Source organism: Paraburkholderia unamae, assembly GCF_003096875.1.
GTDB lineage: Bacteria > Pseudomonadota > Gammaproteobacteria > Burkholderiales > Burkholderiaceae > Paraburkholderia > Paraburkholderia unamae.
Map to the genome: position 1 here is coordinate 25,603 of NZ_QEOB01000026.1, position 26,802 is coordinate 52,404.

Annotated in this window: 21 protein-coding genes and 1 riboswitch; of the genes, 10 read left to right on the forward strand and 11 right to left on the reverse strand. The window is 66.4% G+C overall.

Annotated elements, in window-relative coordinates; genetic code table 11:
- Positions 1–45 precede the first annotated feature (45 nt).
- From xylA to C7402_RS37640, 5 genes are all read left to right on the forward strand, one after another.
- Positions 46–1,368 carry a xylose isomerase gene (gene xylA, locus C7402_RS37620; protein WP_116614201.1) on the forward strand — a complete coding sequence of 441 codons (1,323 nt, stop codon included), beginning with the start codon at positions 46–48 and terminating at the stop codon, positions 1,366–1,368.
- Positions 1,369–1,479: 111 nt separating this feature from the next.
- On the forward strand, positions 1,480–2,970 hold the full coding sequence (xylB, locus tag C7402_RS37625) for a xylulokinase (protein ID WP_116614158.1): 1,491 nt from the start codon (positions 1,480–1,482) through the stop codon (positions 2,968–2,970).
- Between the two features lie 230 nt (positions 2,971–3,200).
- Positions 3,201–4,229 (forward strand): D-xylose ABC transporter substrate-binding protein, encoded by a 1,029-nt coding sequence (gene xylF, locus C7402_RS37630; RefSeq protein WP_116614159.1) that lies wholly within the window; start codon positions 3,201–3,203, stop codon positions 4,227–4,229.
- An 80-nt stretch (positions 4,230–4,309) separates the two neighbouring features.
- Positions 4,310–5,851 (forward strand): D-xylose ABC transporter ATP-binding protein, encoded by a 1,542-nt coding sequence (gene xylG / locus C7402_RS37635; protein WP_482811993.1) that lies wholly within the window; start codon positions 4,310–4,312, stop codon positions 5,849–5,851.
- The gene (locus C7402_RS37640) at positions 5,848–7,047 is read left to right on the forward strand and encodes a sugar ABC transporter permease (protein ID WP_112176755.1); all 1,200 of its coding nucleotides are present in this window, start codon (positions 5,848–5,850) and stop codon (positions 7,045–7,047) included. The genes xylG and C7402_RS37640 overlap by 4 nt, the downstream gene beginning before the upstream one ends.
- A gap of 155 nt (positions 7,048–7,202) precedes the next feature.
- Here the strand turns inward: C7402_RS37640 and C7402_RS46560 are convergent, their stop codons facing one another.
- Positions 7,203–7,544, reverse strand: a complete 342-nt coding sequence (locus C7402_RS46560) for a hypothetical protein (protein ID WP_133254625.1) — start codon at positions 7,542–7,544, stop codon at positions 7,203–7,205.
- On the opposite strand from C7402_RS46560, the gene C7402_RS37650 reads away from it, so the two are divergent.
- A complete protein-coding gene (locus tag C7402_RS37650) occupies positions 7,543–10,395 on the forward strand; it encodes an ATP-dependent Clp protease ATP-binding subunit (RefSeq protein ID WP_112176757.1) in 2,853 nt (950 codons plus the stop codon). The genes C7402_RS46560 and C7402_RS37650 overlap by 2 nt on opposite strands.
- Positions 10,396–10,477: 82 nt before the next feature.
- Here the strand turns inward: C7402_RS37650 and C7402_RS37655 are convergent, their stop codons facing one another.
- Together C7402_RS37655 and C7402_RS37660 are read right to left on the reverse strand one after the other, a co-directional pair.
- The gene (locus C7402_RS37655; RefSeq protein ID WP_116614162.1) at positions 10,478–12,769 is read right to left on the reverse strand and encodes an ATP-dependent DNA helicase; all 2,292 of its coding nucleotides are present in this window, start codon (positions 12,767–12,769) and stop codon (positions 10,478–10,480) included.
- Positions 12,766–14,571 carry a VRR-NUC domain-containing protein gene (locus C7402_RS37660; RefSeq protein ID WP_116614202.1) on the reverse strand — a complete coding sequence of 602 codons (1,806 nt, stop codon included), beginning with the start codon at positions 14,569–14,571 and terminating at the stop codon, positions 12,766–12,768. Before C7402_RS37660 ends, C7402_RS37655 begins: the two co-directional genes overlap by 4 nt.
- Before the next feature lie 153 nt (positions 14,572–14,724).
- Here C7402_RS37660 and C7402_RS37665 point away from each other — a divergent pair, with 153 nt between their 5' ends.
- Positions 14,725–15,309 carry a hypothetical protein gene (locus C7402_RS37665; protein WP_116614163.1) on the forward strand — a complete coding sequence of 195 codons (585 nt, stop codon included), beginning with the start codon at positions 14,725–14,727 and terminating at the stop codon, positions 15,307–15,309.
- 55 nt (positions 15,310–15,364) lie between these two features.
- Here the strand turns inward: C7402_RS37665 and C7402_RS37670 are convergent, their stop codons facing one another.
- Together C7402_RS37670 and C7402_RS37675 are read right to left on the reverse strand one after the other, a co-directional pair.
- Positions 15,365–16,681, reverse strand: a complete 1,317-nt coding sequence (locus C7402_RS37670) for a DUF3443 domain-containing protein (RefSeq protein WP_116614164.1) — start codon at positions 16,679–16,681, stop codon at positions 15,365–15,367.
- Complete coding sequence (locus tag C7402_RS37675; protein ID WP_112176761.1) at positions 16,678–17,151, reverse strand: DUF2844 domain-containing protein; 474 nt, start codon at positions 17,149–17,151, stop codon at positions 16,678–16,680. The genes C7402_RS37670 and C7402_RS37675 overlap by 4 nt, the downstream gene beginning before the upstream one ends.
- Positions 17,152–17,530: 379 nt before the next feature.
- On the opposite strand from C7402_RS37675, the gene bamC reads away from it, so the two are divergent.
- Positions 17,531–18,778 (forward strand): outer membrane protein assembly factor BamC, encoded by a 1,248-nt coding sequence (gene bamC, locus C7402_RS37680; protein WP_112176762.1) that lies wholly within the window; start codon positions 17,531–17,533, stop codon positions 18,776–18,778.
- 125 nt (positions 18,779–18,903) lie between these two features.
- Here the strand turns inward: bamC and C7402_RS37685 are convergent, their stop codons facing one another.
- The 5 genes from C7402_RS37685 to C7402_RS37705 form a co-directional block, all read right to left on the reverse strand.
- Positions 18,904–20,505 (reverse strand): L-lactate permease, encoded by a 1,602-nt coding sequence (locus C7402_RS37685; protein ID WP_116614165.1) that lies wholly within the window; start codon positions 20,503–20,505, stop codon positions 18,904–18,906.
- A 249-nt stretch (positions 20,506–20,754) separates the two neighbouring features.
- Positions 20,755–21,177, reverse strand: coding sequence for a hypothetical protein (locus tag C7402_RS37690; protein WP_112176764.1), 423 nt, complete (start codon positions 21,175–21,177; stop codon positions 20,755–20,757).
- Positions 21,178–21,529: 352 nt separating this feature from the next.
- Positions 21,530–21,751: a glycine zipper 2TM domain-containing protein gene (locus tag C7402_RS37695; RefSeq protein ID WP_116614166.1), complete on the reverse strand. Its 222-nt coding sequence runs from the start codon at positions 21,749–21,751 to the stop codon at positions 21,530–21,532.
- A 189-nt stretch (positions 21,752–21,940) separates the two neighbouring features.
- Complete coding sequence (gene thiC / locus C7402_RS37700; RefSeq protein ID WP_112176766.1) at positions 21,941–23,872, reverse strand: phosphomethylpyrimidine synthase ThiC; 1,932 nt, start codon at positions 23,870–23,872, stop codon at positions 21,941–21,943.
- A 100-nt stretch (positions 23,873–23,972) separates the two neighbouring features.
- Positions 23,973–24,102, reverse strand: a riboswitch (TPP riboswitch).
- A gap of 86 nt (positions 24,103–24,188) precedes the next feature.
- Complete coding sequence (locus C7402_RS37705) at positions 24,189–24,596, reverse strand: GreA/GreB family elongation factor (RefSeq protein WP_112176767.1); 408 nt, start codon at positions 24,594–24,596, stop codon at positions 24,189–24,191.
- A gap of 614 nt (positions 24,597–25,210) precedes the next feature.
- Between C7402_RS37705 and C7402_RS37710 the strand changes: the two genes are divergently transcribed.
- Positions 25,211–26,188: an EamA family transporter gene (locus C7402_RS37710; protein WP_116614203.1), complete on the forward strand. Its 978-nt coding sequence runs from the start codon at positions 25,211–25,213 to the stop codon at positions 26,186–26,188.
- 130 nt (positions 26,189–26,318) lie between these two features.
- On the opposite strand, the gene C7402_RS37715 is transcribed toward C7402_RS37710, so the two are convergent.
- Positions 26,319–26,456 (reverse strand): entericidin A/B family lipoprotein, encoded by a 138-nt coding sequence (locus tag C7402_RS37715; protein WP_112176816.1) that lies wholly within the window; start codon positions 26,454–26,456, stop codon positions 26,319–26,321.
- A 150-nt stretch (positions 26,457–26,606) separates the two neighbouring features.
- Between C7402_RS37715 and C7402_RS37720 the strand changes: the two genes are divergently transcribed.
- A complete protein-coding gene (locus C7402_RS37720; RefSeq protein ID WP_116614167.1) occupies positions 26,607–26,768 on the forward strand; it encodes a DUF1328 family protein in 162 nt (53 codons plus the stop codon).
- Positions 26,769–26,802 lie beyond the last annotated feature (34 nt).

Sequence of the window (26,802 nt, forward strand, 5' to 3'; positions counted from 1 at the left end):
CCGGTGTGCGCCGCGCCGCTGCGCCGCAACAACCTTGGAGACATCATGTCGTATTTCGAATCCATCCCCGCAATTCGATACGAAGGCCCGCAATCGGACAACCCGCTTGCGTACCATCACTACGATCGGACGAAGAAGGTGCTCGGCAAGACGCTCGAAGAGCACCTGCGCATCGCCGTGTGCTACTGGCATTCGTTCGTCTGGCCCGGCAACGATATTTTCGGCCAGGCGGCGTTTCACCGGCCGTGGCAGCAGCCGGGCGACGCCATGGAGCGCGCGCGCCAGAAGGCCGACGCCGCGTTCGAATTTTTCACGAAACTCGGTACACCTTACTATACGTTCCACGACACCGATGTCGCGCCCGAGGGCAAGAACCTGAAGGACTACACGGAGAATTTCAAACGCGTGGTCGACTACCTCGGCGAGCGCCAGCAGGCAAGCGGCGTGAAGCTGCTCTGGGGCACTGCGAACCTCTTTTCCAATCCGCGCTATGCGGGCGGGGCGGCGACGAATCCCAACCCCGAAGTTTTCGCCTATGCCGCAACTCAGGTCTGCCATGCGCTCGACGCCACGCGCAAGCTCGGCGGTGAAAACTACGTGCTGTGGGGCGGTCGCGAGGGCTACGAGACGCTGCTCAACACCGACCTCAAGCGCGAGCGCGATCAGTTCGCGCGCTTTCTTTCGATGGTGGTCGAGCACAAGCAGCGCACGGGCTTCACGGGCACGCTGCTGATCGAGCCCAAGCCGCAGGAGCCGACCAAGCACCAATACGACTACGACGTGGCGACGGTGCACGGTTTCCTCACGCAATACGGCTTGCAGAATGAGATCCGCGTGAATATCGAGGCGAATCACGCGACGCTCGCGGGTCACTCGTTCCATCACGAGATTGCGACGGCCTACGCGCTGGGCATCTTCGGCAGCGTCGACGCAAATCGCGGCGACCCGCAAAACGGTTGGGACACCGATCAGTTTCCCAACAGTGTCGAAGAACTCACGCTCGCGTTCTACGAGATCCTGCGCCACGGCGGCTTCACCACGGGCGGCATGAACTTCGACGCGAAAGTGCGCCGCCCGAGCGTCGATCCTGAAGACTTGTTCTACGGCCACGTCGGCGCGATCGACGTGCTCGCGCTCGCGCTGGAGCGCGCGGCCGTGCTCGTGGAAAACGACCGGCTTGAGCAGTTCCGCAGCCAGCGCTACGCGGGCTGGGACAGCGAGTTCGGGCGCAAGATTCTCTCGGGCGGCTATTCGCTTTCGTCGCTCGCCGCCGACGCGCTTGCGCACGGCATGAATCCGCAGCACGTGAGCGGCCAGCAGGAGCGGCTCGAAAACGTCGTGAATCAGGCGATCTACGGTCAGCGCTAGGCGCGCCACGGCGCGTGCAAGCCGCGAAAAAACATTAGCGCGCGCCGTCAAATTCGCAATTGCGCCAGTTTGCGTTGAAGGCAAACTGGCGCAAAAAAGAAGGAAGGAGACATGTTCATCGGTATCGACCTCGGCACGTCGGGCGTGAAGGCCGTGCTGCTCGACCGTGCGGGCGACGTGCTCGCCAGCGCGAGCGCGCCGCTCACGGTGAGCCGGCCGCAGCCACGCTGGTCCGAACAGGCGCCGCAAGACTGGTGGCTCGCCACGCGTGGCGCACTGCGCGCGCTCATCGAAGAGGCGCGCGCTCGCGGTATCGACGCTGCGCGTATCGAGGCGCTGGGACTCACCGGACAGATGCACGGCGCGACGCTGCTCGACGCGCAAGGCGAAGTGCTGCGCCCCGCGATTCTGTGGAACGACGGTCGTTCGGATGCCGAATGTATCGAGCTGGAGCGCGCCGCGCCGCAACTGCATGCGGTTGCGGGCAATCTCGCGATGCCGGGCTTCACCGCGCCGAAGCTGCTATGGGTGCGCAAGCACGAGCCGGACATTTTCGCGCGCATCGCGCATGTGTTGCTGCCCAAGGACTATTTGCGCTGGTTGCTCACTGGCGTATTCGCGACGGACCCGTCGGACGCCGCAGGCACGCTGTGGCTCGACATTGCCCGGCGCGACTACAGCGACACGCTGCTCGCGGCGTGCGGCCTCACGCGCGAGCAGATGCCGGACGTGCACGAAGGCAATCAGGTGACCGGCACGCTGCGCCCGGAACTCGCGCGGGAATTCGGTCTGCGTGAAATTCCGGTCGTGGCGGGCGGCGGCGACAACGCGGCGGGTGCAGTGGGCGTGGGCATCGTGAGGCCGGGCGACGCGATGCTTTCGCTCGGCACCTCGGGCGTGTATTTCGCGGTCTCGGACGGCTTTCTCGCCAATCCCGATTCCGCCGTGCACAGTTTCTGCCATGCATTGCCGCACACGTGGCACTTGATGTCCGTGATGCTCAACGCCGCGAGTTGCCTCGACTTTACGGCGCGGCTCACGCATTACGAAAGCGTCGCCGCATTGCTTGCCGACGCCGAAGCCAATTCGAACGCCGATCTCGATGCGCGCCGGCCCTGGTTCCTCCCGTATCTGAGCGGTGAGCGCACGCCGCACAACAACGTCAACGCAAAGGGCGTGTTTTACGGCATGACGCCACAGACTTCTCGCGCCGATCTCGCGAATGCGACGCTCGAAGGCGTGGGCTTCGCGCTGCTCGACGGCATGGACGCGCTGCATGCGGCGGGGCTCGTGCCCGAGACGATCACCGTGATCGGCGGCGGCTCGCGCAGCGCCTGGTGGACGCAAATGCTCGCCGATATCAGCGGCCGCGCGCTCACGTTGCGCGCGGGCGGCGAGGTCGGCCCGGCGCTTGGCGCCGCCCGGCTCGCGCATCTTGCGCTCGAACCCGGCGCCTCGCTCGACGAGGTGTGCCCGCAACCGCCCGTGCTCGCGGTACGCGAGCCGCACGCCGCGCGTCACGCGTGGTATCGCGATGCGCGCCGTCCGACCTTTCGTGCGCTCTACCGTGCGCTAGAACCGGTTTTCGCAACCGACGCCTGAAAAGGCGCGGGTGAAGAAAAAGCTGCGCGGCCGGCGTAGCCACGCAGTCGATTGGCAGTCCTATAGTTATACCGCGCGCTATGCTGCTTGGCGTGCGCCCCGGAGCTATCCAGGTAGAGGCAGTAAGGCTCAGGTAATAACGTCCAGGCAATAACGATCTGGCAACCCGTCGCCGCGCCGGCAGCGCCAGCGCATGACCGTGCAGCGGCAATCAAGAGGAGTGTGGAGACATGAAAATCGCCAAACGTCGTTCGGTTCTAGGCTCGCTCATTTGTGGCGCCGTGCTTGCGAGTCTCTCGCTTGCCGCGCCGCTCGCGCACGCAAGCAAGGATCATCCCGAAATCGGCTTCTGCATCGACGACCTGCGCGTGGAACGCTGGTCGCGCGACCGTGACTATTTCGTCGCGGCGGCGGAAAAGCTGGGCGCGAAAGTCTCGGTGCAGTCCGCCGACGCGAGCGAGGAGCGCCAGATCTCGCAGATCGAAAACCTTATCTCACGCGGCGTGGATGTGATCGTGATCGTGCCGTTCAATTCGAAAACGCTCGGCAATGTGGTGGCCGAAGCGAAGAAGGCGGGCATCAAGGTCGTCTCGTATGACCGCCTGATTCTCGACGCCGATATCGACGCCTACATTTCGTTCGACAACGAAAAGGTCGGCGAGCTTCAGGCGAAGGGCGTGTACGACGCACAGCCCAAGGGCAATTACTTCCTGCTGGGCGGCGCGCCCACCGACAACAACGCGAAAATGCTGCGCGAAGGACAACTGAAGGTCTTGAAGCCGGCGATCGATCGCGGCGATATCAAGGTGGTCGGTCAGCAGTGGGTGCCGGAGTGGAGCGCTTCCACGGCCCTGCGCATCATGGAAGACGCGCTCACCGCGAACAACAACAAGATCGACGCCGTGGTCGCCTCGAACGACGGCACGGCGGGCGGCGCGATCCAGGCGCTCGCCGCACAGCATCTCGCGGGCAAGGTGCCGGTGTCGGGCCAGGACGCGGATCTCGCGGCGGTCAAGCGTGTGGTGGCGGGCACCCAGACCATGACGGTCTACAAGCCGCTCAAGCTCATCGCGGGTGAAGCTGCGAAGCTCGCCGTCGATCTCGCGAAGGGACAGAAGCCCGCCTACAACGCGCAGTACGACAACGGCAAGAAGAAGGTCGACACGGTGCTGCTGCAACCCACGCTGCTCACGAAGGGCAATGTCGACGTCGTCGTGAAGGACGGCTTCTATACGCAGGCGCAACTGGCGAGCCAGTAACGTCCTTGGCCAGACGGCCCGCGCGCGCCACGGCGGCGCGCGGGCCATCGCAGCGAGTGAACCAGCGTATGAGTGAACCCTTGCTGACGATGCGCGGCATCGTCAAGTCCTTTGCGGGCGTGAAGGCGCTCGACGGAATCGACCTCACGGTGCGGCCGGGCGAATGCGTGGGGCTGTGCGGCGAGAACGGCGCCGGCAAATCCACGCTCATGAAAGTGCTCTCGGGCGTGTACCCGCACGGCACCTGGAGCGGCGAGATCCGCTGGGAGGGCGCGCCGCTCGAAGCGCAGAGCGTGCGCGACACCGAGCGTGCGGGCATCGTCATCATCCATCAGGAACTGATGCTCGTGCCCGAGCTGTCGGTGGCCGAGAACATTTTCCTCGGCAACGAAATCACGCTGCGGGGCGGGCGCATGAATTACGCGGCGATGTACCAACGCGCCGACGAACTGCTGCGCGAGTTGAACATCGACGCCATCAACGTGGCGCAGCCGGTGATGAACTACGGCGGCGGCCACCAGCAGCTCATCGAGATCGCGAAGGCGCTGAACAAGCGCGCGAAGCTGCTGATACTCGACGAGCCCTCGTCGTCGCTCACGGCGGCGGAAACCAAGATTCTGCTCGACATCGTGCGCGACCTGAAGCGGCGCGGCGTGGCGTGCGTGTATATCTCGCACAAGCTCGACGAGGTCGAGGCCGTGTGCGACACCGTCACCGTGATTCGCGACGGCCGCCACGTGGCCACCGAGCCGATGGCGACGCTCGACACCGACCGCATCATCGCGATGATGGTGGGGCGCGAGATCCGCAATCTCTTTCCGCGCGAGCCGCACGATATCGGCGACGTCGTGTTCGAGGCGCGCAACGTGACGTGCTACGACGTGACGAATCCGCGCCGCAAGCGCGTGGACGATGTGTCGTTTGCGGTGCGACGCGGTGAAATCGTGGGCGTGGCGGGTCTCGTGGGCGCGGGCCGAACAGAGACGATGCAGGCGATTTTCGGCGCGTATGCAGGCGCCTGCACGGCCACGGTGCGGCTCGAAGGCAAGCCGTTGAAAATCCGCTCGCCGCTCGACGCGATCCACGCCGGTATCGCCATGGTGCCCGAGGATCGCAAGCGCCACGGCATCGTGCCGCAACTGGGCGTGGGCCACAACATCACGCTTTCGGTGCTGCAACGCTTTTCGAAGCACGGCCGCATCGACACGGCCGCCGAGCTCGACACGATCCGCACGGAGATGCAGCGGCTTTCGGTGCGCGCGGCGAATCCCATGCTGTCGATCGCGAGCCTGTCGGGCGGCAATCAGCAGAAGGCGGTGCTCACCAAGATGCTGCTCACCGACCCGAAGGTGCTGATTCTCGACGAACCGACGCGCGGCGTGGACGTGGGCGCGAAGTATGAAATCTACAAGCTGATCTTCCAGCTGGCCAAACGTGGCGTGGCGATCGTGATGGTGTCGTCGGAGTTGCCCGAAGTGCTCGGCATCAGCGACCGCGTGCTCGTGATCGGCGAGGGCGAGTTGCGCGGCGACTTCGCGAACGTTGGCCTTACGCAGGAAGACATTCTCGGCGCGGCGATCCAGAGCGCGCGCGCCCAACCCGAAAGAGCGAGTGCAGCATGACACCGGACGTCACGACCCAGGGCGCGCGCGAAAACCAGCAGCCAGGCGGCAATGGCTTCGCGCTACGTTTCCAGCAACTCTTCGCACGCTACAAGATCCTCGCGTTGCTGCTCGCGGTGGCGGTGATCTGGTTGTTCTTTTCGATGCTCACGCATGGCGCGTTCGTCACGCCACGCAATGTGTCGAACCTGCTGCGGCAGATGTCGATCACGGGCATGCTCGCTTGCGGCATGGTGTTCGTCATCATCGCGGGCGAGATCGATCTTTCCGTCGGGTCGCTGCTCGGCCTGCTAGGCGGCGTGGCCGCGATTCTCGACGTGAACCGGGGCTGGCCCATCGGCGTGACCGTGCCGGTGGTGCTCGCGCTCGGCGTGCTCGTGGGTCTCTTCAACGGCTGGTGGTCGACCTATCGGCGCGTGCCGTCGTTCATCGTGGGGCTGGGCGGCATGCTCGCGTTTCGCGGCGTGCTGCTCGGCATCACGGGCGGCTCGACCATCGCGCCGGTGTCCGATCACTTCGTGTTCCTTGGGCAGGGCTATTTGCCGCGCGTGGCGGGCGACGTGCTTGCGCTCGCGATGTTCGTGCTGCTCGCGGTGCTCACGGTGCGCCAGCGCGCGAACCGCAGGCGTTATCAGTTGAGCGTGGTGCCGCTTTGGCAGGACGGCGTGAAGATCGTGGGTGCGGGAGCGATCCTGCTGGCGTTCGTGCTGATGCTCGACAGCTATGGCGGCATACCCGTGCCCGTGTTGTTGCTGCTCGCGCTGCTCGGTATCTTCACATGGATCGCCACGCAAACGGTGTTCGGTCGCCGTATCTACGCAGTGGGCTCGAACCTCGAGGCGACACGTCTTTCAGGCGTCAACACGAACCGCGTGAAGCTTGCGATCTTCGCGCTGATGGGCCTCATGTGCGCATTCGCGGGCATCGTCAACACGGCACGTCTTGCCGCCGGTTCGCCTTCGGCGGGCACGATGGGCGAGCTCGACGCGATTGCGGCGTGCTTCATCGGCGGCACTTCGATGCGCGGCGGTTCCGGCACCGTGTATGGCGCGCTGATCGGCGCACTCGTGATGGCGAGCCTCGATAACGGCATGTCGATGCTCGACGTCGACGCCTACTGGCAGATGATCGTGAAGGGCGGCATTCTCGTGCTCGCCGTGTGGATCGATGTGGTGTCGGGATCGAACCGCCGTTGAGCGTGCCGTGTCGCGACGATTGCAAACCTGCATTCGTCGTCAGATAGATGACCGTGTTCTTGCACCGCGTGTGACATTGCGTCGCTTCACGCAAGGTTGGTCGTCACGCGTAGTTGCTCTCCTCGCGCGCCCACAGCGCGTTCTCGGGGCGGGACTCACGTCCCGCCCTTTTTCTTCGCTGCGTGCGCGATCCGCGCGCGTATGCGCCGCATTGCACGCTCGATGCGTGGGCCGGCGAATCCTGCCACAATCATTTCCACCGATGCGGGGTGGTTCGCGCAGGCGATGCGCGAGTGTTGTGCCGCCCGCACGGTCATCGTTCGTCGCAGCGCCGCGCCGAAAGCATCGTGCGCGGCCGCCGCTTTCCCGCTCTGCCGGCGCAGCCGTTGCCCGTGCCTGTTCGCGCGGCCGGCGCGTGGCACATCGCGCCGTGCGCGTGCTCGTGGCATGCTTCGTTGCGCGGCGTGATGGCGATCCTCCGGAGATAAGCCGACCATGCCCACCCTCTGCGAAATCTGTAATACCCGTCCCGCGGTCGCACGCGTCACCGTCGTCCAGAACGGCCAGCGCAAGTCGATGTCGATATGCGACTACGACTACCGCCAGTTGATGCGTCACCAAAGCATGCTCAACCCGTTCGATTCGCTGCTGGGCGGCAGCGGCCTGTCGCGTTTTTTCGGCGGCATGGGCGGCGAGGGCGAGCATGACGACGACGAAGGCCCGGGCCTCGCTGCCGAGGTGCCGCGCGAATCCGTGGACGCCACCGACGCGTTCAGCGAGCAGACGCTCGAAATCCTCCAGCGCGCCGCGGAAAAAGCCCACGAACTGCAACGTAACGAACTCGACACGGAGCATCTGCTCTACGTGCTCGCGGACACCGACGTTTGCGCAGCACTCCTGAAGGAGTTGAAGCTCTCGCCGCAGGACATCAAAGGCTATATCGACCAGCATGCTCAAAAGGGCTCGGCCTCGCCCGATTCGCCCATCGACAAGATGACGATCTCGCCGCGGCTGAAGAAGGCGTTTCAGTTCGCGTTCCAGGCGTCGCGCGATCTCGGCCACTCGTATGTCGGCCCCGAGCATCTGCTGATCGGTCTCGCGGCGGTGCCGGACAGCATTGCGGGCGCGCTGCTCAAGAAGTACGGCGTGACGCCCGAGGCGCTGCGCCAGAAGGTCGTGAAGGTGGTGGGCAAGGGCGCGGAGGATGGCCGCGTCGATGCGCCCACGGGCACGCCGACGCTCGACAAGTTCGGCCGCGACCTCACGGCCATGGCGCGGCAAGGCAAGCTCGACCCCGTGCTCGGCCGCGCACAGGAAATCGAGAGCACGATCGAGGTGCTCGCGCGGCGCAAGAAGAACAACCCGGTGCTGATCGGCGAGCCGGGCGTGGGCAAAACCGCCATCGTGGAAGGGCTCGCGCAGCGTATCGTCAACGGCGACGTGCCCGAAGTGCTGCGCGGCAAGCGCCTGGTCGAAGTGAACATCAACTCGATGGTCGCGGGCGCGAAGTATCGCGGCGAGTTCGAGGAGCGCGCGAAGCAGTTGATCGACGAGGTCACGGCGAAGCACGACGAACTGATTCTTTTCATCGACGAGTTGCATACGATCGTCGGCGCGGGGCAGGGCGGTGGCGAAGGCGGGCTCGATATCGCGAACGTGCTCAAGCCCGCGCTCGCGCGCGGCGAGTTGAGCCTCATTGGCGCGACCACGCTCAACGAGTATCAGAAGTACATCGAGAAGGACGCGGCGCTCGAACGGCGCTTTCAGCCCGTGCTGGTGCCGGAGCCCACGGTCGAGCAGACCATCGTGATCCTGCGCGGGCTGCGCGACAAGCTCGAAGCCCACCACCAGGTGACCTTCGCCGACGACGCCTTCGTGGCTGCCGCCGAATTGTCCGATCGCTACATCACGTCGCGCTTCTTGCCCGACAAGGCGATCGACCTGATCGATCAGGCGGCTGCGCGCGTGCGCATCGGTGCCACCTCGCGGCCCGCCGACATTCAGGAGCTCGAAGCGGAGATCGTGCAGCTCAAGCGCGAGCAGGACTATGCGGCCTCGCGCAAGCGCTTTGACGAAGCCAAGGGCTTCGAAGAACGCATCAAGGAGAAGCAGGAAAAGCTCGACGAACTCACCGAGGCCTGGCAACGCAAGACGGGTTCGGAAACGCTGGAAGTGACGGTGGCTTCCATTGCCGAGGTCGTCTCGCGTCTCACCGGCATTCCGGTTGCCGACCTCACGCAGGAGGAGCGCCAGAAGCTGCTCAAGATGGAGGAGACGTTGCGCGAGCGTGTGGTGGGTCAGGAAGATGCGGTGGTGGCGGTCAGCGACGCCGTGCGTCTGTCGCGCGCGGGTCTCGGCCAGTCGAACCGGCCGATCGCGACCTTCCTGTTCCTCGGGCCCACGGGCGTCGGCAAGACGGAGCTTGCGAAGGCGCTGGCGGAAACCGTGTTCGGCGACGAGCAGGCCATTATCCGCATCGACATGAGCGAGTACATGGAGCGTCATACGGTGGCTCGCCTGATCGGCGCGCCGCCGGGATACGTCGGCTATGACGAAGGCGGCCAGCTCACCGAGCGCGTGCGCCGCCGCCCCTATAGCGTGATCCTGCTCGACGAGATCGAGAAGGCGCACGCCGATGTCTACAACGTCCTGCTGCAAGTGTTCGACGACGGTCGCCTGACCGACGGCAAGGGACGCGTGGTGGACTTCAGCAACACGATCCTGATCGCCACGAGCAACCTGGGCGCGTCCATCATCATGGACAACCTCGAGCGCCCCGAGAAGTCGCGGCTCGACGAAAAGACGATTCGTGCGGAACTCATGAAGGTGCTCAAGGGGCATTTCCGGCCCGAGTTCCTCAACCGGATCGACGAGATCATCGTGTTTCATGCCCTCTCGCGCGACAACATCCGGGCGATCGTGCAGATCCAGCTCGACCGTGTCACGCGCACGGCGGCCGCGCAGGGCATCACGCTCCGTATGGGCGATGCGCTTGTCGATCATCTCGTGGAAGCGGGTTATCAGCCCGAGTTCGGCGCGCGCGAGCTCAAGCGGCAGATTCGCCAGGAAGTGGAGACGCGCCTCGCGAAAGAGATACTCGGCGACGCGTTGCAGTCGGGAGACACCGTCGAGATCGGCTACGACAAGACCAACGACGAGGTGACGGTCAACAAGATCGCGGTGCCGCCCGACGTGAAGGAGGGCAAGCCCGCGAAGAAGGCGAAGAAAGCCGATACGCCGCCCGTTGACGAGGTCGCCTCCGAGCTGGCCGCCGACGACCTGGAAGGCGATCCGCCTCCGCCGCCAAAGAAGAACAGCAAGGGTGCGGGCAAGGCGAAGCCGGCCTGACGCGTTCGTGGCACGGCTGATGCGGCTGGCGCTGTTCGTCGCGCCAGCCGTTTTTTCATTGCAAAATGATTCGGACTCTTGATCAACCGGCGGCAATGCGCCACCACGCGGGCAGCAGCGCGCGCACGCCGGGCTGGCCGAAGCGGTCGTCGAGCAGATGCACGACGCCGCGATCGTCCTCCGTGCGGATCACGCGGCCCGCGGCCTGCACGACCTTGCGCAGGCCAGGAATCAGATAGGTGTAGTCGAAACCCGCGCCGTAAAGCGCTTGCATGCGCGCGCGCATGGCTTCGTTCACGGGGTTCACCTGCGGCATGCCGAGGGTCGCGATGAACGTGCCGATAAGGCGCGTGCCGGGCAGATCGATGCCTTCGCCGAACGCGCCGCCGAGCACGGCGAAGCCAATGCCGCAGCCGCCCTGCGCGAAGCGCGCGACGAAGGCTTGCTGGCCCGCTTCGTCCATCGTGCGCGATTGCAGCCAGACTTCCACCTGCGGGTGGCGCAGCATGAACGCATCGGCGGCTTGCTGGAGATAGTCGTAGCTGCTGAAAAAGCACAGATAGTTGCCGGGGCGCTCGGCGTATTGCGAGGCCACGCGTGCCACAAGCGCTTCGAGCGAACGCTCGCGGTCCTTGTAGCGCGTCGAGATATGGCGGGCGATGTGGACGTCGAGCTGCTCGGCGCGAAACGGCGTGTCGATATCGATGCTCACCGTGTTGGCGGGCAAGCCGAGCATGTCGGTGTAGTAATGCGTGGGCGAGAGCGTCGCCGAAAAGAGCGTGATGCTGTGCGTCGCGCCAATGCGCGCGCGCAATGCGTCCGCCGGCACGATGTTGCGGATCGCGAGCGTCGAGCGCGGGCGGCGCGCGGGTTGTCCCGGCACAGGCGTCACATCGAAGAGCGAATGGGTATCGAAGCGCTCGGCGATGCGCGTGAAATGCAGGGCGTCGAAATAGAAGCGTTCCAGCTCGGGGTCGCGCACGAGCGCGGGCTCGGCGAGCTGGTCGCCCATCGCGCCGATCACGTCGCCCAGCGCCGTCACGAGTCCGTCGGGCAGCGTGTCGCTTGCGCGCCAGGCGTCCGGTTGCAGGGCGTTCTGTGCGTTCCAGTGCTTTTGCAGGCGGGCGAGCGCGCGCTTGAGCGGCGCGCTCGCGTTGCGGCGTACGGTGTCGATGCGCGTTTGCACGAGTTCGGCCGAGTACATCGCGCGGGCGCGCTCGGGCAGATTGTGCGCCTCGTCCACGAGCACGCTCGCACGCCACTGGTTGTGCGCGGCGAGCATGAACAGCATCGCGCTCGTGTCGAACCAGTAGTTGTAGTCGCCGACGATCACGTCGCTCCAGCGCGCGAGTTCCTGGCCGAGGTAGTAGGGGCAGACGGCATGCTCGCTTGCCACGTCGCGCAACGTGGCGCGATCGAGCCGCACGCGTTCGAGCGCAGCCGCGCGCGCCGCGGGCAGCCGGTCGTAGAAGCCGCGCGCGAGCGGGCACGATTCGCCGTGGCACGCCGCTTCGGGATGCTCGCAAGCCTTCTCGCGCGCGACGAGTTCGAGCACGCGCAGGGGCAGGCGCTCAGATTGCGGTGACGCGTGCGGTTCCTCGCGAATTCCCGCGAGCGTGGCGAGGGCGTCGAGCGCCAGTTGCCGCCCCGAGCTTTTCGCGCTCAGAAACACCACCTTGTCGATCGCCGAGCGCGGGCACGCTTTCAGTTGGGGAAAGAGCGTGCCGATGGTCTTGCCGATGCCCGTGGGCGCCTGGGCGAGCAGGCAGCGTCCTTGCGTTGCCGCGCGCCAGACCGCCTCGGCAAGATCGCGCTGGCCGTGGCGAAACGCCGGATGCGGCAGGCGCAACGTGGTGAGCGCGGCGTCGCGCGCGGCGCGGTGCGCGGTTTCCTGCTCGGCCCACGCGACGAAGCGGTGGCATTGTGCCTCGAATGCGGCGCGCAAGTCCGCGGCGCTGGCTGTTTCGACGAGCGCCGTCTCGCGGCCCGAGCCGATGTCGTAGTAAACGAGCGCGAGTTCGAGCGCATCGACGCCGAGCTTTTCGCACATGAGCGCGCCATAAACGCGTAGTTGCGCCCAGTGCAGCGCGCGCTGGTTCTCGCGCATCGCATCGAGGTCGCCGCGATAGGTCTTGAACTCTTCGAGCCTGCGGCGCGCGGGATCGTAGCCGTCGGCGCGGCCGCGCACGGTGAGCGTTGCGAACGTGCCGCTGAGCGCGATTTCGGTTTCGTAGCCGGGCGGGCGGCGCGCAGCGATGGCGGCGTGGCCCGCGCGGCCGTCGGCGGCGTCGGGCGAGGGCGTGAAGCGCAGATCGAGGTCGCCGCGCTTCGCGGTGAATTCGCACAGCGTGCGCACGGCGACGGTGTAGCTCATGGCGTGTTCGACGCCTGCGCGGTGGCGCTCGCGCCGCCGCTTTCGTCGGTCTTGTCGCTCTGGTCCGATTCGTCCGATTCGTCCGATTCGGCGGATTCGCCGGGCCAGCGTACTTGCAGCACCGAGACCGGCATGTCATGCGTCGCGCAATACGCGAGCCAGCGGCGCTGGTTGTCCTGTAGCCGGTCGCCAGGGCCTTTCACTTCGATCAGCTCATAGCGCCGCTCCTGTGGCCAGAAACGCACGAGATCGGGCAGGCCCGAGCGGTTCGCCACGGGCTCGCGCAGCAGCCGCTCGAACCACAGGCGCAGGTGCGCAGCCGGAAAGCAGTCGAGCGCGAGCGCAAGCAAGTCGTCACTCAGCGCGGGCCACGCGACGAACGGCGACTGGATGCCGGCTTTCTCCGCATAGCGCCGCACGATCGATTCGCGGTACGCCTGCGTATCGAGTTCGCCGAGGCAGGCTTCGAACTGCGTGGCGCGGCGTGTGACGAAATCGGCGGCGTGCAGATCGGCGGGGCCGCGCTGGAACGGATGGAAGAACGCGCCCGGCAGCGGCGCGAACAGCGCGGGCCAGCAGAGCAGGCCGAAGAGGGCGTTGATCAGCGTGTTCTCGACGTAGAACACGGGCGCGTCCGTCGTGGCGAGCGCGAGGCGCGCGGCTTCCTCGACGCGCAGGCCCATGGGTGCGCGGGGCAGCGTGAGTTCGCGTTGCGCGAATGCCGGCGCGGCGGCGGCCGATGGCGTGGCCTTCGACCTGGCACGTGTGCGCGCGAGACGCCCGAGCGTGCGAGTCGCCCGCTGGGCTTCTTCCTCGTTCGCGGGTGCGGCGGCAATGGCTTGAGCGAGCGCGAGCGCTTCGTCGCGTCGCGCCAGTTGTTCGAGCACGCGCACGCGCCGGTAACGCGACTCGGGATGGCCGCAGTCGAGATACGCGCGCCAGGCCAGTTCGGCCGCGCCCACGCGCTCGGCGGCGAGCCCCACGGCGTGACGCAGCTTGTCGTGGCGTGCGCGCAGCCAGGGGTTGGCATGAGTGCGCGCAGCGAGGCCGTCGAGCGTGGCGAGCGTCGTGGCGATGGCCGCATCGGCATCGGCCGGCGCTGCCGCGTTGCTGGCGGCGTCGCGGAGCGCGCTGTCCAGCGCCTCGCGGCAGTCGCGCAGCGCGAGATACGCGTCGATATCGTCGCGGCGCTGGAACGCGCGCGAGGCGTCGTCCAGCGGCACGCTCTCGTAGCGATACACGCCGAGGTCGGCGAGCACGAACTCCGTCCAGTCCTGATGCAGGTTGCCGAAAAACATGAGGCGCAGGCGCTCGCAAAGCGGCGCGGCGGCGAACAGCAGCACGGTATCGGGCGAAGCCGGGAACCAGGCATGCCACGCGCGCGGCTCGGGCGCGGCGGCGTGCAGCGTCTCGAGCGTGGCGGCGCGGGTGGCGCGCGCTTCGAACGTGATGCCGAGGCTTGACGCGAGCGCCTGAAGCTCGGCCTTCGTCACGAGCGGCGCGAGCGCCCCGAGCTCGAGCGTGGGCGCGCCGTCGAGCCAGCCCGCCGCGACGAGCGGCGCGGCGGCCGCGCGCGGGCAGCCGATTTCGTCGTATTGAAGGCGGCTCGCGCGAAAGTGCGGGCCGAGGCGCATGAGCATGCGCACGAAAAGTGCGCGCGCGGGCTGCGGCAGGCGGGCGAAATCGTCGACGAAACGGCGCTCGGCCTCGCCGAACAGGTCGGCGCAGCGGGCGTCGAGCCACGCGAGCGCGCGCTCGAAGTTCGCGAGGTAGTAGAACGGATCGGGAGAGTCGGGAAGCACGCGTGGCACTGTACGGATATACAGCGGCGATGATAGCAGGCTCGCGGGGGCTTGCCGGGCTCAGTAGACCGGTTAGCGCCGTTCACGCGAGTGGCCTAAGGGATTCCCCGGCCCGTACGCTACAATTGCCGCAGCCTGAAAAACGGAAGAGCGATGAACAAACGGAACGCATGCTTCGCCGGCCTCGCCGCCGCGGTCACCCTGCTCGCGGGATGCGCGGCGCAATACCGCAATACCGGCGCCTGCGAAGAGGAGATGCGTAACCGGCTGGCCGACACCACGTTCGGCGAGCTGAAGGTCACGCATAGCGCGACGACCTATCGCGGCGCGCGCGTCGTGATCGAAGGGCAACTCGATCACGGCATGGCGCCTGCCGAGCCGGCATCGTCCGCGCAGGCGGCGCGGGCTGCGCAGCCCGCGTCGGCAGCGGCGCGCGCGGCGTCGGCGCAGAACTCGGGCTCGCCTGAGTCGAACGCACTCGCGGCGCCGGCGAATGTGGCCACGGTGGTGCCCGGCATGATGGCGGTTCCCACGGCACCGGTTGCCACCCAGAGCACCGAAGCCGCGCCGACCACGCCGATCGGGGCGCTTGCCGCAAAGCTCGGCATCAAGAAGGCCGTGCGGCCCGCCGCCGCCGCGGAGTGCACCTTCAACGAAACGGGTCTCTCGACGTTCCGCTGGCTGGCGCCGCCGGTGCTCGCGAAGACCACGCCCGCTCCGGACGACGACAGCGAGTAAGCCGACTCGGGCGGGGCGCTCGCTGTGCCGTTGCCGCTATCCCCGCCACTGTCCTTCAGAACGCAAAGTACGGCCCGGTCCCCGCAGGCGTGACCTGGGCCTCGATCGCCGTGAATACGCGCCGCCCGAAGAAAAACGGCAGTCCCCAGCCGAACGCGTGGGCGTTATAGCCCGCGAGGTCATTGAACGCCCAGTTGCCGCTCGCGAGGAGCGTCGTCGAACTCGAGACGGTAACGTTCACTGAAGCGCCCAGGCCGTCGAGGCCGCTGATCGTTGCGCCGAGGCTCGCGGGCGAACTCGGGCAATACCAGAGGCCGCAGCGCGTGAGCGTCGAGTTGTTGAAGTAGAGCGCGTTCGAGCCGCTGTCGATATAGCTTTGCGAATAGACGGTGCCGTCCGACGTCGTCGTCTTCACGTAGCCCGTGCCGGTGTTCGCGCGCAGCACGGTCGCGCCGCCGAGCGCGTTGTTCGCCTGCGAGCCGATGCCGAAGACAAGCGAGCCGCTCACCGACGACGCACCGCTGTCCGCCACGGCGGGCAGGTCGATCAGGACGCCGTTGTTATCGGTGGCGAAGGCGGCGACCGGATTGCCAACCTGCTGCGCGAGCGGTTGCGCGCTGGCCATGCAGCCGCTCGCCGGGCACGCGTAGTACCAGCCGGCGAGCGCGGCGTTCACGCAGCTCACCCCGCAATCAGCGCTGAACGGGCCCACGCCGAGAATGCCGTTCGCGCGCAGCGTGGCGGGGCTGTTCATCGCGAGTCCGAAGCCCGTGCAGCCCGATGGCGTGGCGGGCACCGCCGCGTCGGCGATCACCTGGATCGGGAGCGACGCGGCGACTTCGCCCGCGAGCTTCACATCGGCGCTGCGCACCGCCCCCCATGTATAGCCCGTGCCGAACGCCGCGCATTCGCCCGCGATGGCGCCGCTCGCGCCGCCCCCGCCGGTCGTGACGGCCGGCAGCGCGAAGCCCGCGGGCAGCGCCGAGGCCAGCACGCGCAGGCCCTGAGAGCCGGTGTCGACCTGCACGTTGTCGATGGTCGCGCAATTGGCGGTGCCCGGCACGCAGAGCGTGACGCTCGTCATGAGCATGTTGCGCGTCGAGGTGGGCGTGGGGCCGACCGTCACGGCCAGCACGTTGGGCGTGTTCGATTGCGGCACGGTGCCGGTGGTGCTGGCGGGCGCGGATGCGCTCACCGGGCTTGCCGCACTGGCGGCGGCCGGGGCGCTCGCGGCCACGGGCGAGGTGGGGCTCGCGGCAGCCGTGCCGCCACCGCCGCCACCGCCGCAGGCGGCGAGCACCGCGCAAAGCGCGAAGGCGGCGAATCCCGCGAAAGCGGACACGCGCGAAAGGCGTTGCGGAAGGGCGCTCATTGCAGGTCTCCTTCGGCGACGCCCTCGGGCAGCGCGGCGGGCAGCCAGGCGCGGCCTGCATACGCGCGCATGTGGCCCCCCGTCTCGACCACGACCTGTGCGCCGACCACGCGCGCGCCGTGCAGATCGTCGCGGCCCGCGGCGTGCTGGGCGGCCGCGGCGCTGCGCCAGTCGGCCGCGTAGCGGCCCAGCAGCGCCTCCAGGTTGGGCTGCGTCGGCCCTTGCCATGTGTAGGCGAACACGGTGCCGCTGGCGCTCGCCACGTACTCGTTGACAGTGGCGCCGCCGTCGTCGACGTAGCTGACGACACGGGCGGCGCCGCCCGCCAGGGGATGGCTGCTGGCGCCGGGAGGCACCGTGGGGGCGTCGCCGAGCGCGGCATGCGCCGGCGCGGCGGCGAGGCTCAGGCAACTGAGCGCGCAGGCGCAGGCCGCGGCGCGGCCCGCCTGGATGAGGCTGCAAGTTTTCATGACGCTCTCCGGTCCTGCTCTTTGTGAACTTCTTTTTTTGAGATTTGCAGAGGGAAATTAGCACCGGGGTCGTTTTCGCAAGAGGCTCGCGCCGTCAGGGCTGTCGGGCGCAACGTGGCGTTTCGCCGCGATCAGTAGCTAATGTATTGATCCAAAAGAAAAATACGCATACGAACGGGCACGGATGTCGACGATTCAAATGTTGATGAATGTTTCTCTGGAGGAGCCGAAGGGGCCGCGCAGCCGCCTGGCGGCGATCTTCGTAGCGAATGGAAACGGAGTCAGGACGCGGTTTTTGCACAGCGGGCCGTCGGCCCGGTAAAATGGCTGGTTGATCCACGGAAACTGGCCGTGGCGTAGCCGAAGGGATTACCCGAACATGAGTGATTTTCATCAACGTCTTGCCGCGCGCGCGCTTGTGCTCTTGATGGCGGGCGGGCTGGTCGCCGGATGTAGCTCGCCGACGCCAGGCAAGATCGATTACCGTAGTGACGCAAAGGCGAAGCAGTCCTCGCTTGCCGTGCCGCCGAACATGCTCGACGAAGCGTCCGACCAGCGTTCGCTGGCGCCGCAGGGCGGCGAGACCTCGCTGTCCGCGCTCAAGCAGACTCAGGCCGAAGCCGCGCCGTCCGATCAGACCCAGGTGCTCCCGCAGGTGCCGGGCATGCATATCCAGCGTGACGGTACGGAAAGCTGGCTCGTCATCGACAGCCGCACGCCCGACCAGGTCTGGGCGCAGGTACGCCGCTTCTGGCAGGAGCAGGGCTTCCTGCTGGTGGTCGACCAGCGCAACAAGGGCGTGATGGAAACGGACTGGAACGAAACGCACCCGAAGATCAGCGACGGTCTCATCCGCAACACGCTCTCGTGGGCCACGGGCAACTCGTACGTGACGGCCGAGCGCAACAAGTACCGCACGCGTCTCGAAACGTCGCCCGCGGGCGGCACCTACGTGTTCATCAGCCAGAAGGGCCTGAGCGAGCAGCTCACGGGCACGAACAACGACACCAGCAAGTGGGTGCCCAAGCCCAACGATCCCGCACTCGAGGCCGAGTACCTCAAGCGCCTCATGATGACGCTCGCGAACGCGAAGCCGGGCGTGCCCGACGCGCAAGTCGCGGCCGAAGCCGACGCCAAGGCGAACAGCAAGGGCACCGACGCGAAGTCGAAGGCTCCGGATGCAGCAGCCGCCGCCGTCGCCGCGCAGAACGTCGCGGCAGTCGGCCAGCAGTCGGGCAGCGGGTCGGATTCGAAGGCGGGCGCGGAAGGCACCTCGGGCCAGTACAGCTCAACGGAGCTCACGCTCGGCGAGCCGTATGACCGCGCGTGGGTGCGCGTGGGCATCGCGCTCGACCGCGCGAACTTCACGGTGGACGACCGCGACCGCTCGAAGGGCATGTACTACGTGCGCTACGTCGATCCGAAGGACATGTCGTCCGACGAACAGGGCTTCTGGAACCAGATCTTCCACGGCCGCAAGGAAAAGGTCGCGAAGCAGTACAAGCTCAACGTGCGCGCCGTGACCGAGAGCCAGACGCGCGTGGCGATCGTGGACGACAACGGCCAGATCGACTCGTCGCGCCCGGCGCGCGAGATCATGAATCTCGTGGTCGGCGAACTGCACTAAGCGTCGCGCTCGCGCCGGCATGCGCCGGCACGCGCAAAAAACCCGCCCGCGCTTCACGGCGCCGGCGGGTTTTTTCATGCGCACACACCGGGTGCGCTGGTGCGCCCGGGACATTCGCCGCGCGTTCAGTGCGGCGGAATCATCCACGTCAGCACGTTCTGCTGGAGCCACACGAGGATGCCCAGCAGCACCGTCAGCAGAATGGAGTGCTTGAAGGTCTTCGCGAACACGTGGCCTTCCTTGCCCTTGAGGTCGGTGGTGGCGACGCCCGTCGCGATGTTCTGCGGCGAGATCATCTTGCCCATCACGCCGCCCGAGGAGTTGGTCGCCGCCATCAGCACGGGGTTGAGGTTGAGTTGCTGCGCGGCCACCACTTGCAGGTTGCCGAACAGCGCGTTGCCCGAGGTATCGCTGCCCGAGAGGAACACCGCCACCCAGCCGAGGAAAGCCGAGACGAGCGGGAAGAACGCACCCACTGAAGCAACGCCGAGGCCCAGCGTGTAGGTGAGCCCCGAGTAGTTCATGAGGAACGCGAGGCCGACGATGGTCGCAACGGTCAGGATGGCGATGCGCGTCTGCACCCATGTATCGACGATCGCGCCGCCAAAGTCGGCGGGCTTCAGCCGCACGACGAACGCGGTGATGATCGCGGCCACGAGAATGGCCGTGCCGGTGGCGAGCGGCTGGAAGTCCCAGATCGCGCCGTAGGGCGTCTTGTACAGCGTGATGAAGACGGCCTTGTCGAGACCCGGCCAAGGCACTTTCATGTCGCCGATCGTGAAGATTTTCGCGACCGTCCAGATGATCACGACCGCCGCGACGATGATCCACGGATACCAGCCCTGCGCCCCCGTTACCGCGCCGCGCGTTTCTTTCGTGCGATCGACCTTGATGGCGAAGCGCGGGTCGGGCGCGGGCTTCCACACGCGCAGGAACACGATGGTGAGGATGAGCGAAACGAGCGACGAGAGCACGTCGGTGAGGCTGTAGTTGATGAAGTTCGAGGTCACGAACTGGGTGATCGCGAAGCTGCCGCCCGAGACGAGCAGCACCGGCCAGATGCGCAGCATGCCGCCCACGCCCGCATAGATCGCGATGACGTAGAACGGCAGCAGCAGCGCGAAGAACGGCAACTGGCGGCCGACCATCTGGCCGAGCACGTCGGCGGGCAGATGCGTGACCGCGCCGAGCACGGTGATCGGCACGCCGAGCGCGCCGAAGGCCACCGGCGCGGTGTTGAAGATGAGCGTGAAGGTGAGGGCTTCGAGCGTCGGGAAGCCGAGCATGATGAGCAGCGAGCTCGTGATGGCAATCGGCGTGCCGAAGCCGGAAATGCCTTCGAACAGCGCGCCGAACGAGAAGCCGACTACGACGAGCACGATGCGCCGGTCGTTGGGCAGGTTCTCGAGCAGCCACATGCGAAAGGCCGCGAAGCGGCCCGAGCGCAACGCGATGTTGTAGAGCAGGATGGCCGTGACGACGATCCACATGACGGGCCACAGCGCGAACACCACGCCGGCGAGCACCGAACTGATCGCAAGATTGACCGGGAATTGCCAGCCGGCGATCGCGACGATCAGGCCGACCACGAGGCCCGCGAGCGAAGCCTGCCAGGCGGGCCGGCGCGCCCAGCCCAGCAGGGCGAGCACGGTGACGATAGGCAGCACGGCTACGAGGAACGAAAACAGCAGCGAATTGCCGATTGGGGTCAACAACTGGTGGAACATGACGTCTCCTTTGTGCTGGTTTGTTATCGGCGCAGCGGTGCGGCTCGGAGCGCCGGGGCGCGTCGTTGGCTGAGGCGTGCTTCGTCCGGCAGGCGGGCTTATTAAGGCTGTGCTTCAAACGCCGGTAGCCCACTTGGAGAATAGAAAACCGGGCGCGAGCGTCAAGGAGGGAAAGTACGGTCCGGCACCGTTTTGCAGTGCGGCGAAAGCGGGTGCGATAGCGGGAAATGAGGCGGCGTTGCCGGGGAATCAGTGATGCCAGTGCCCGCCGCCTCCGCCCCAGTAGCCGAAGCCGAACGAGATGGCAGGCGCGCCCCAGCCCCAGCCGTATGCGGGATAAGGGTAATACGCGGGGTAGGCCGAATAGGCCGGGTAAGCCTGGTAAGCGGGATAAGCGGGGTACGCGGCATAGGCCGGATAAGCAGGCCACGCGGGCGCGGCGATTGCAACAGGCGGCGACGGATAGAGCGGCCCCGGATATTGCGCATCGGCCACGGCGGCGGGCGCGGGGTTAGGCGCGGTTTGCATGACCGCGGTTTCCTGCTGGGTGTTCGCCGCAGGCACCACGCCCGTGTAGTAAGGGCCGTAACCGTAGGGGTAATAGTAGTAGCAGCCGGAAAGCGTGAGGAGCGAGCACGCGGCGGCGATCACTGGCACGGACGGGCATTTCATGGCGGGCTCCGCGATTGGGCGAACGGCCGCGCAGATGCATCGCGTCTGGATCGGGCCGTGATCGTTTGAGCTTACGCTGTGCGCGCGTGTTTTGTGTTGCGTCCCGATAACGGAATGTTTCGTACCGGGCGCGCCAAGCAAACGCGGCGCAGCCCTTGTGAGGAACTGCGCCGCGCATCCTTCCCTGATGCACGCCCGGCGGGCGTGTTGCCTGTCGTATCGTTTGTGTTCTGTACCGTCGCTTCGATCGTGCAGCCAAGTGCGTGGATGACGCGGCCGCATCGTCGATGCGTATCGGCGTATTGGTTCTGTGAATCCTGGTGCGATGAATCCCGGTCAGCCGATGCCCGGCTTACTTGCCGACCTGATTGCCGACAACGCCGCCCACCGCCGCGCCACCGAGCGTGGAAAGCGCATTGCCGCCGATCGCCGCGCCCGCGACGCCGCCAACGCCTGCGCCGATCACCGTGTCGCGGTCGCGCCTCGACATGTTGTCGCAAGCCGAGAGACTGCCCAGCACGGCGACGAGCGTCGTCACCGTGAGCAGCGTGCGGGTTCGTTTGAAGGTTCTCATTGTTCGACTCCCCAAATTGAGTGTGCGGTGCGGCATGCGGGTTGCTCGCACGTCGCACCTCCAGTACCCCCATCGTAGGCACACGACCCGTATCCGGGTGTGTGCGCTTGTCAGAGAGTTGTGGGAGTCGTTAGAAAATGTTTCGGCGGACGGCGAGCGCCCGCCTGCACCGGGTTGGCGCCGACCGGCTTACTGACGCTGATAGATCTCCGCGCCTTGCTTGACGAACTCGACGGCCTTCACTTCCATGCCCTTCTTCAGGGCTTCGTCGTCGCTCACGCCTTGCTTCGCGGCGAAGTCGCGCACGTCCTGGGTGATCTTCATCGAGCAGAAGTGCGGGCCGCACATCGAGCAGAAGTGCGCGACCTTGGCCGAGTCCTTGGGCAGCGTTTCGTCGTGGAACTCGCGCGCCTTGTCCGGATCGAGGCCGATGTTGAACTGGTCTTCCCAGCGGAACTCGAAGCGCGCCTTCGACAATGCGTTATCGCGCACCTGCGCGCCCGGATGGCCCTTGGCCAGATCGGCCGCGTGCGCCGCGAGCTTGTACGTGATGATGCCTTCCTTCACGTCGTCCTTGTTCGGCAGGCCCAGGTGTTCCTTCGGCGTGACGTAGCAGAGCATGGCCGTGCCGAACCAGCCGATCATCGCGGCGCCAATGCCCGAGGTGATGTGATCGTAGCCCGGCGCGATGTCGGTGGTGAGCGGCCCGAGCGTGTAGAAGGGCGCTTCGTCGCACCATTCCAGTTGCAGGTCCATGTTCTCCTTGATGAGCTGCATCGGCACGTGGCCCGGACCTTCGATCATCACCTGCACGTCGTGCTTCCATGCGATCTGCGTGAGCTCGCCGAGCGTCTTGAGTTCGCCGAGCTGGGCTTCGTCGTTGGCGTCGTAGATCGAGCCGGGACGCAGGCCGTCGCCAAGCGAGAAGCTCACGTCGTATTCCTTCATGATTTCGCAGATCTCTTCGAAATGCTCATAAATGAAGGACTCCTTGTGATGCGCGAGGCACCACTTGGCCATGATCGAACCGCCGCGCGAGACGATGCCCGTCATGCGGTTGGCCGTGAGCGGCACATATTGCAGACGCACGCCCGCGTGGATCGTGAAGTAGTCCACGCCTTGCTCGGCCTGTTCGATCAGCGTGTCGCGGAACATTTCCCACGTGAGGTCTTCGGCTTTGCCGTTGACCTTTTCGAGCGCCTGGTAAATCGGCACCGTGCCGATGGGCACCGGCGAGTTGCGGATGATCCACTCGCGCGTTTCGTGAATGTGCTTGCCGGTCGAGAGATCCATGACCGTGTCGCCGCCCCAGCGGATCGCCCACGTCATTTTGTCGACTTCCTCGCCGATGGAGGAGGTGACCGCCGAATTGCCGATGTTCGCGTTGATCTTCACGAGGAAGTTGCGGCCGATGATCATCGGCTCGCTTTCCGGGTGATTGATGTTCGCGGGGATGATCGCGCGGCCGCGCGCGATTTCCTCGCGCACGAATTCGGGCGTGATTTCCTTGAGCGCATTCGCACCGAAGGCTGCCGCGCCGAACGCCTGGCCCGGATGCTGGCGGCCCATCATGGCGGCGAGCTTCGCGCCGTTCGGGCCGCTCGACTTGAGGCTTTCCAGATACTCGGCGCGGCGCTGGTTCTCGCGAATCGCGATGTATTCCATCTCGGGCGTGATGATGCCCTGACGCGCGTAGTGCATCTGCGTGACGTTCTTGCCGGACTTGGCGCGGCGCGGCGTGCGGTGCAGACCGGGGAAGCGCAGCTCGGCCGTGGCCGCATCGGCGGCGCGCTCGCGGCCGTATTCGGAGGAGAGGCCCGGCAGCGCTTCGGTGTCGCCGCGCTTTTCGATCCAGCCCTGGCGCAGAGCGGGCAGGCCCGCGCGAATGTCGATCCTGGCTTCCGGATCGGTGTACGGACCCGAGGTGTCGTAGACGTAGATCGGCGGGTTCTTCTCGCCACCGAAGCCCGTGGGCGTATCCGACTGCGTGATCTCGCGCATCGGCACACGGATGTCGGGCTGCGAACCGGTCACATAGATCTTGCGGGAATTGGGCAGCGGCGCGATCGCGGCTTCGTCGACGTGCGCGTTGGCGGAAATGAACTTCGGATTCGCGTTCATGCGTCTCTCTCTCCATGCAAAGCAAAGTGGGAACAGCGGCTTAGCAGGAGATGAGACGGAACGTGGACGGACTTCGCTGTGACGAGGTGAGGCGGTGATGCTGCGAAGTCCGGACGCTTCCCTGCGCTGGCATTATCCAGATCAGGTTCAAAGGGTATTTCTCACCCGCGAAATACGCTGCACGACTTTCGATCGAAGCGGCGCATGACGCAGGACCCCCGCGTAAGCAGGCCAAACGATACACCGCGCTGCGACGATCTGGCAAGTGCCTTGTCGCGCGGGATGCGCTAAACGCGGCGCGCGGCGCATTCGCCCCTTACAGCGTGAAATCGTTCGACGCTTCGGGCTGGAACAGGATGCGCTCGATCTTCAGCGTCTCCACCGCGCCGCCCGGCGTGGTGAATCGCACGGCGTTGCCGCGCTTCGCGCCGAGTAACGCGAGGCCCGCGGGTGAGAACACGTTGAGGCGGCCCGCGTCGAGGTTGGCGTCGTGCGGGTAGGCCACCGTGTACGTGAGCGTTTCGCCGTTGCGCTCGTTCACGAGCGTGACCTGCGAATTCATCGTGACGACATTGGCCGCGACTTCGCGCGGCTCCACGATCACGGTATTTTCGAGCAGCTCGTCGAGCATGATTTGGCGCGCGGGCGCGGCGCCCGGTTCGGCGGCGGCTTTTTCGAGGCGGGCGAGGTCCAGCTCGGTCAGATAACGGATTTTCTTCGACATGAGGGTTCTCCTTGCGATCCAGAAAGGGAGCGATGTAAAGGCGAGGCCTGGAGGGCGACAGCGGAACAAGGGCGCAACGGATCGGCCCGGAGCCCGACCGAACGGCTCCGGTTCAACAGGGGAGGCGGGTTCAGTGCGGACGCCGGGCGGCGGGGAGCGGGGCGAGAGGACGGGGAGCGAAAGTTCGCGTGGCCGTTCGCATGCGCGCGGCGCGCGCGCGCACCGGCGCGCCGCGCGAGGGGCGCGCCGGCAGGGCGAGTCTGGGGCGCGAAACGAACGAACGCATGGCCGAAATTGAAAGCTAAAAGAAAGATATCTACATATGCTAGCACGAACTCAGAAGCGCGGCGCCATACGAGAAGTCGCACGTTTCGGACCTGCCCGATCCGCCCCTTTGGCCGCTTTCGCGCCGCAACAACAGTCCCACGTGTAAAGCACTCTGAAAGCCTCCGAAACGTCAGACGTTGTTGCATAATGCGGAGCGCCCGCCCGGGTGTCTTTCGTACTCCGTCCTTTTTTCGCGCCTGCACCATGCCGTCGAGCTTGACCCGTCCCGCCGCCTTGCCGCCGGGGCGCCCGCGGTCCGTCCCATCACCCACCGCGGCGACATGACGATGCTTGCGCGTTTGTTTTCACGTTCATCCGCCCGCAATCTCGCCAGCGGGGCGTTGCTCGCCGGGGCGGCGCTTTGGCGACTCGCGCGCGCCGTGCGCCTGCCGCAGTCGCGCAGCGGACGCGTCGCGCTCTCGCTTGCCGTCGTCTATTTCGTGTGGGGCTCGACCTATCTGGGCGTGAAGGTCGCGCTCGATTCGTTCCCGCCGCTCCTGCTCTCGGGCTTGCGCAACCTGCTTGCCGGCATCGGGCTGTTTGTCTTCGCGATGCGTCGGCGGCCCGTCATGCCGACGCTCATCGAGGTGCGCAACGCGGGCGTGGTGGGTACGCTGCTGGTCGGTCTTTCAAGCGGCATGCTCGCCTACGGCATGCGCACCGTGGGCACCGGCACGGCGGCCGTGATGGTCGCCACGGTGCCGCTTTTCGCCACCGTGATCTCGGCGGTCACCGGGCGGCGCGTCGCGAAGGCCGAATGGGCCGCGGTCGCGCTCGGGCTCGTGGGCATCGCCATACTGAGCCACGGCGGCGCGGGTGCGGACTCGGCGGGCGGCAGTCTCGCGATCCTGTGCGGCGCGCTCTTCTGGGCGATCGGCGCGCACCTGGCCGGCCGGCTGGCGTTGCCTACTGACCTGTTCATCGCGACGGCGTTGCAGATCGGTCTTGGCGGCGCCATCTCGACGGCGGTCGCGTGGATTAGCGGCGAGCGCATGGGGACGCTGCATGCCCTGCCGCTTACCGCGTTTCTCTATCTGCTCTTCATCGGCACGATGGCGGCGTATGTCGCCTACGGCTACCTGATTCGCCACACCAGTCCGCTCCTTGCGAGCAGTTGCATGTATGTGAATCCCGTGGTCGCCGTCGCGCTCGGCGCGCTGTTGCTGGGCGAGCCGGTCACGCGCGCCACGGTTGTCGCGACCGTGCTGATTCTCGGCAGCGTCGGGCTGTCGTTTGTGTTCGACGACCGGCGCCGCCCGTCCTGATTTCACGCGGGCTCGAGCGCGCGCCTGTGCGCCGGCGCTCGTCCCTCCATCACACCGCAAGCCACCGCTCGATCGCGCTCACGCGCGGGCGAGCGGTGGCCGTTGCGGCGCGTTCAGCGGCCGCTGCTCACTACTTCGCCTTTTCCGCGGAATTCGTGAGGGCGTGGCCGCCTGCGGAAACGTCCTCGCCGGCGCCCGCCATTGTGTTGCACGCCGAGAGACCGGCAACCGAGGCGGTAACGAGAAAGAGGGCAATCAGGCGTTTCATGAGGTAGTCCTCCACGGTGTCAAAGGAACCGTGACTCAGCACGTTGCGTGCCCGGTCATTCGTTCCGCCTCGCGTCGCGCGCCTTGGGCCCGGCGATTGCGCAAGCGGTGGCGCAAGCGCTGCACATCCGCCCACAAGGAGGACGACGCCATGCTCCATTACGCCATCGTGTTTTTCATCATCGCGATCATCGCTGCGGTGTTCGGCTTCACGGGCATCGCCGCGGGCGCGGCCGAAATCGCCAGGATCCTGTTCTATCTCTTCCTGGTGGTCTTCGTGGTCACGCTGCTGCTCGGCGTCTTGCGCGCATGACGCGCGCGAACCCTCCCGTCCCATTCCTGCATGT

Coding starts and splice junctions, on each gene's coding strand:
- xylA (WP_116614201.1), top strand. CDS start 46: ATGTCGTATTTCGAATCCATCCCCGCAATTCGATACGAAGGCCCGCAA.
- xylB (WP_116614158.1), top strand. CDS start 1,480: ATGTTCATCGGTATCGACCTCGGCACGTCGGGCGTGAAGGCCGTGCTG.
- xylF (WP_116614159.1), top strand. CDS start 3,201: ATGAAAATCGCCAAACGTCGTTCGGTTCTAGGCTCGCTCATTTGTGGC.
- C7402_RS37640 (WP_112176755.1), top strand. CDS start 5,848: ATGACACCGGACGTCACGACCCAGGGCGCGCGCGAAAACCAGCAGCCA.
- C7402_RS37650 (WP_112176757.1), top strand. CDS start 7,543: ATGCCCACCCTCTGCGAAATCTGTAATACCCGTCCCGCGGTCGCACGC.
- C7402_RS46560 (WP_133254625.1), bottom strand. CDS start 7,544: ATGGTCGGCTTATCTCCGGAGGATCGCCATCACGCCGCGCAACGAAGC.
- C7402_RS37655 (WP_116614162.1), bottom strand. CDS start 12,769: ATGAGCTACACCGTCGCCGTGCGCACGCTGTGCGAATTCACCGCGAAG.
- C7402_RS37665 (WP_116614163.1), top strand. CDS start 14,725: ATGAACAAACGGAACGCATGCTTCGCCGGCCTCGCCGCCGCGGTCACC.
- C7402_RS37670 (WP_116614164.1), bottom strand. CDS start 16,681: ATGAGCGCCCTTCCGCAACGCCTTTCGCGCGTGTCCGCTTTCGCGGGA.
- C7402_RS37675 (WP_112176761.1), bottom strand. CDS start 17,151: ATGAAAACTTGCAGCCTCATCCAGGCGGGCCGCGCCGCGGCCTGCGCC.
- bamC (WP_112176762.1), top strand. CDS start 17,531: ATGAGTGATTTTCATCAACGTCTTGCCGCGCGCGCGCTTGTGCTCTTG.
- C7402_RS37685 (WP_116614165.1), bottom strand. CDS start 20,505: ATGTTCCACCAGTTGTTGACCCCAATCGGCAATTCGCTGCTGTTTTCG.
- C7402_RS37690 (WP_112176764.1), bottom strand. CDS start 21,177: ATGAAATGCCCGTCCGTGCCAGTGATCGCCGCCGCGTGCTCGCTCCTC.
- C7402_RS37695 (WP_116614166.1), bottom strand. CDS start 21,751: ATGAGAACCTTCAAACGAACCCGCACGCTGCTCACGGTGACGACGCTC.
- thiC (WP_112176766.1), bottom strand. CDS start 23,872: ATGAACGCGAATCCGAAGTTCATTTCCGCCAACGCGCACGTCGACGAA.
- C7402_RS37705 (WP_112176767.1), bottom strand. CDS start 24,596: ATGTCGAAGAAAATCCGTTATCTGACCGAGCTGGACCTCGCCCGCCTC.
- C7402_RS37710 (WP_116614203.1), top strand. CDS start 25,211: ATGCTTGCGCGTTTGTTTTCACGTTCATCCGCCCGCAATCTCGCCAGC.
- C7402_RS37715 (WP_112176816.1), bottom strand. CDS start 26,456: ATGAAACGCCTGATTGCCCTCTTTCTCGTTACCGCCTCGGTTGCCGGT.
- C7402_RS37720 (WP_116614167.1), top strand. CDS start 26,607: ATGCTCCATTACGCCATCGTGTTTTTCATCATCGCGATCATCGCTGCG.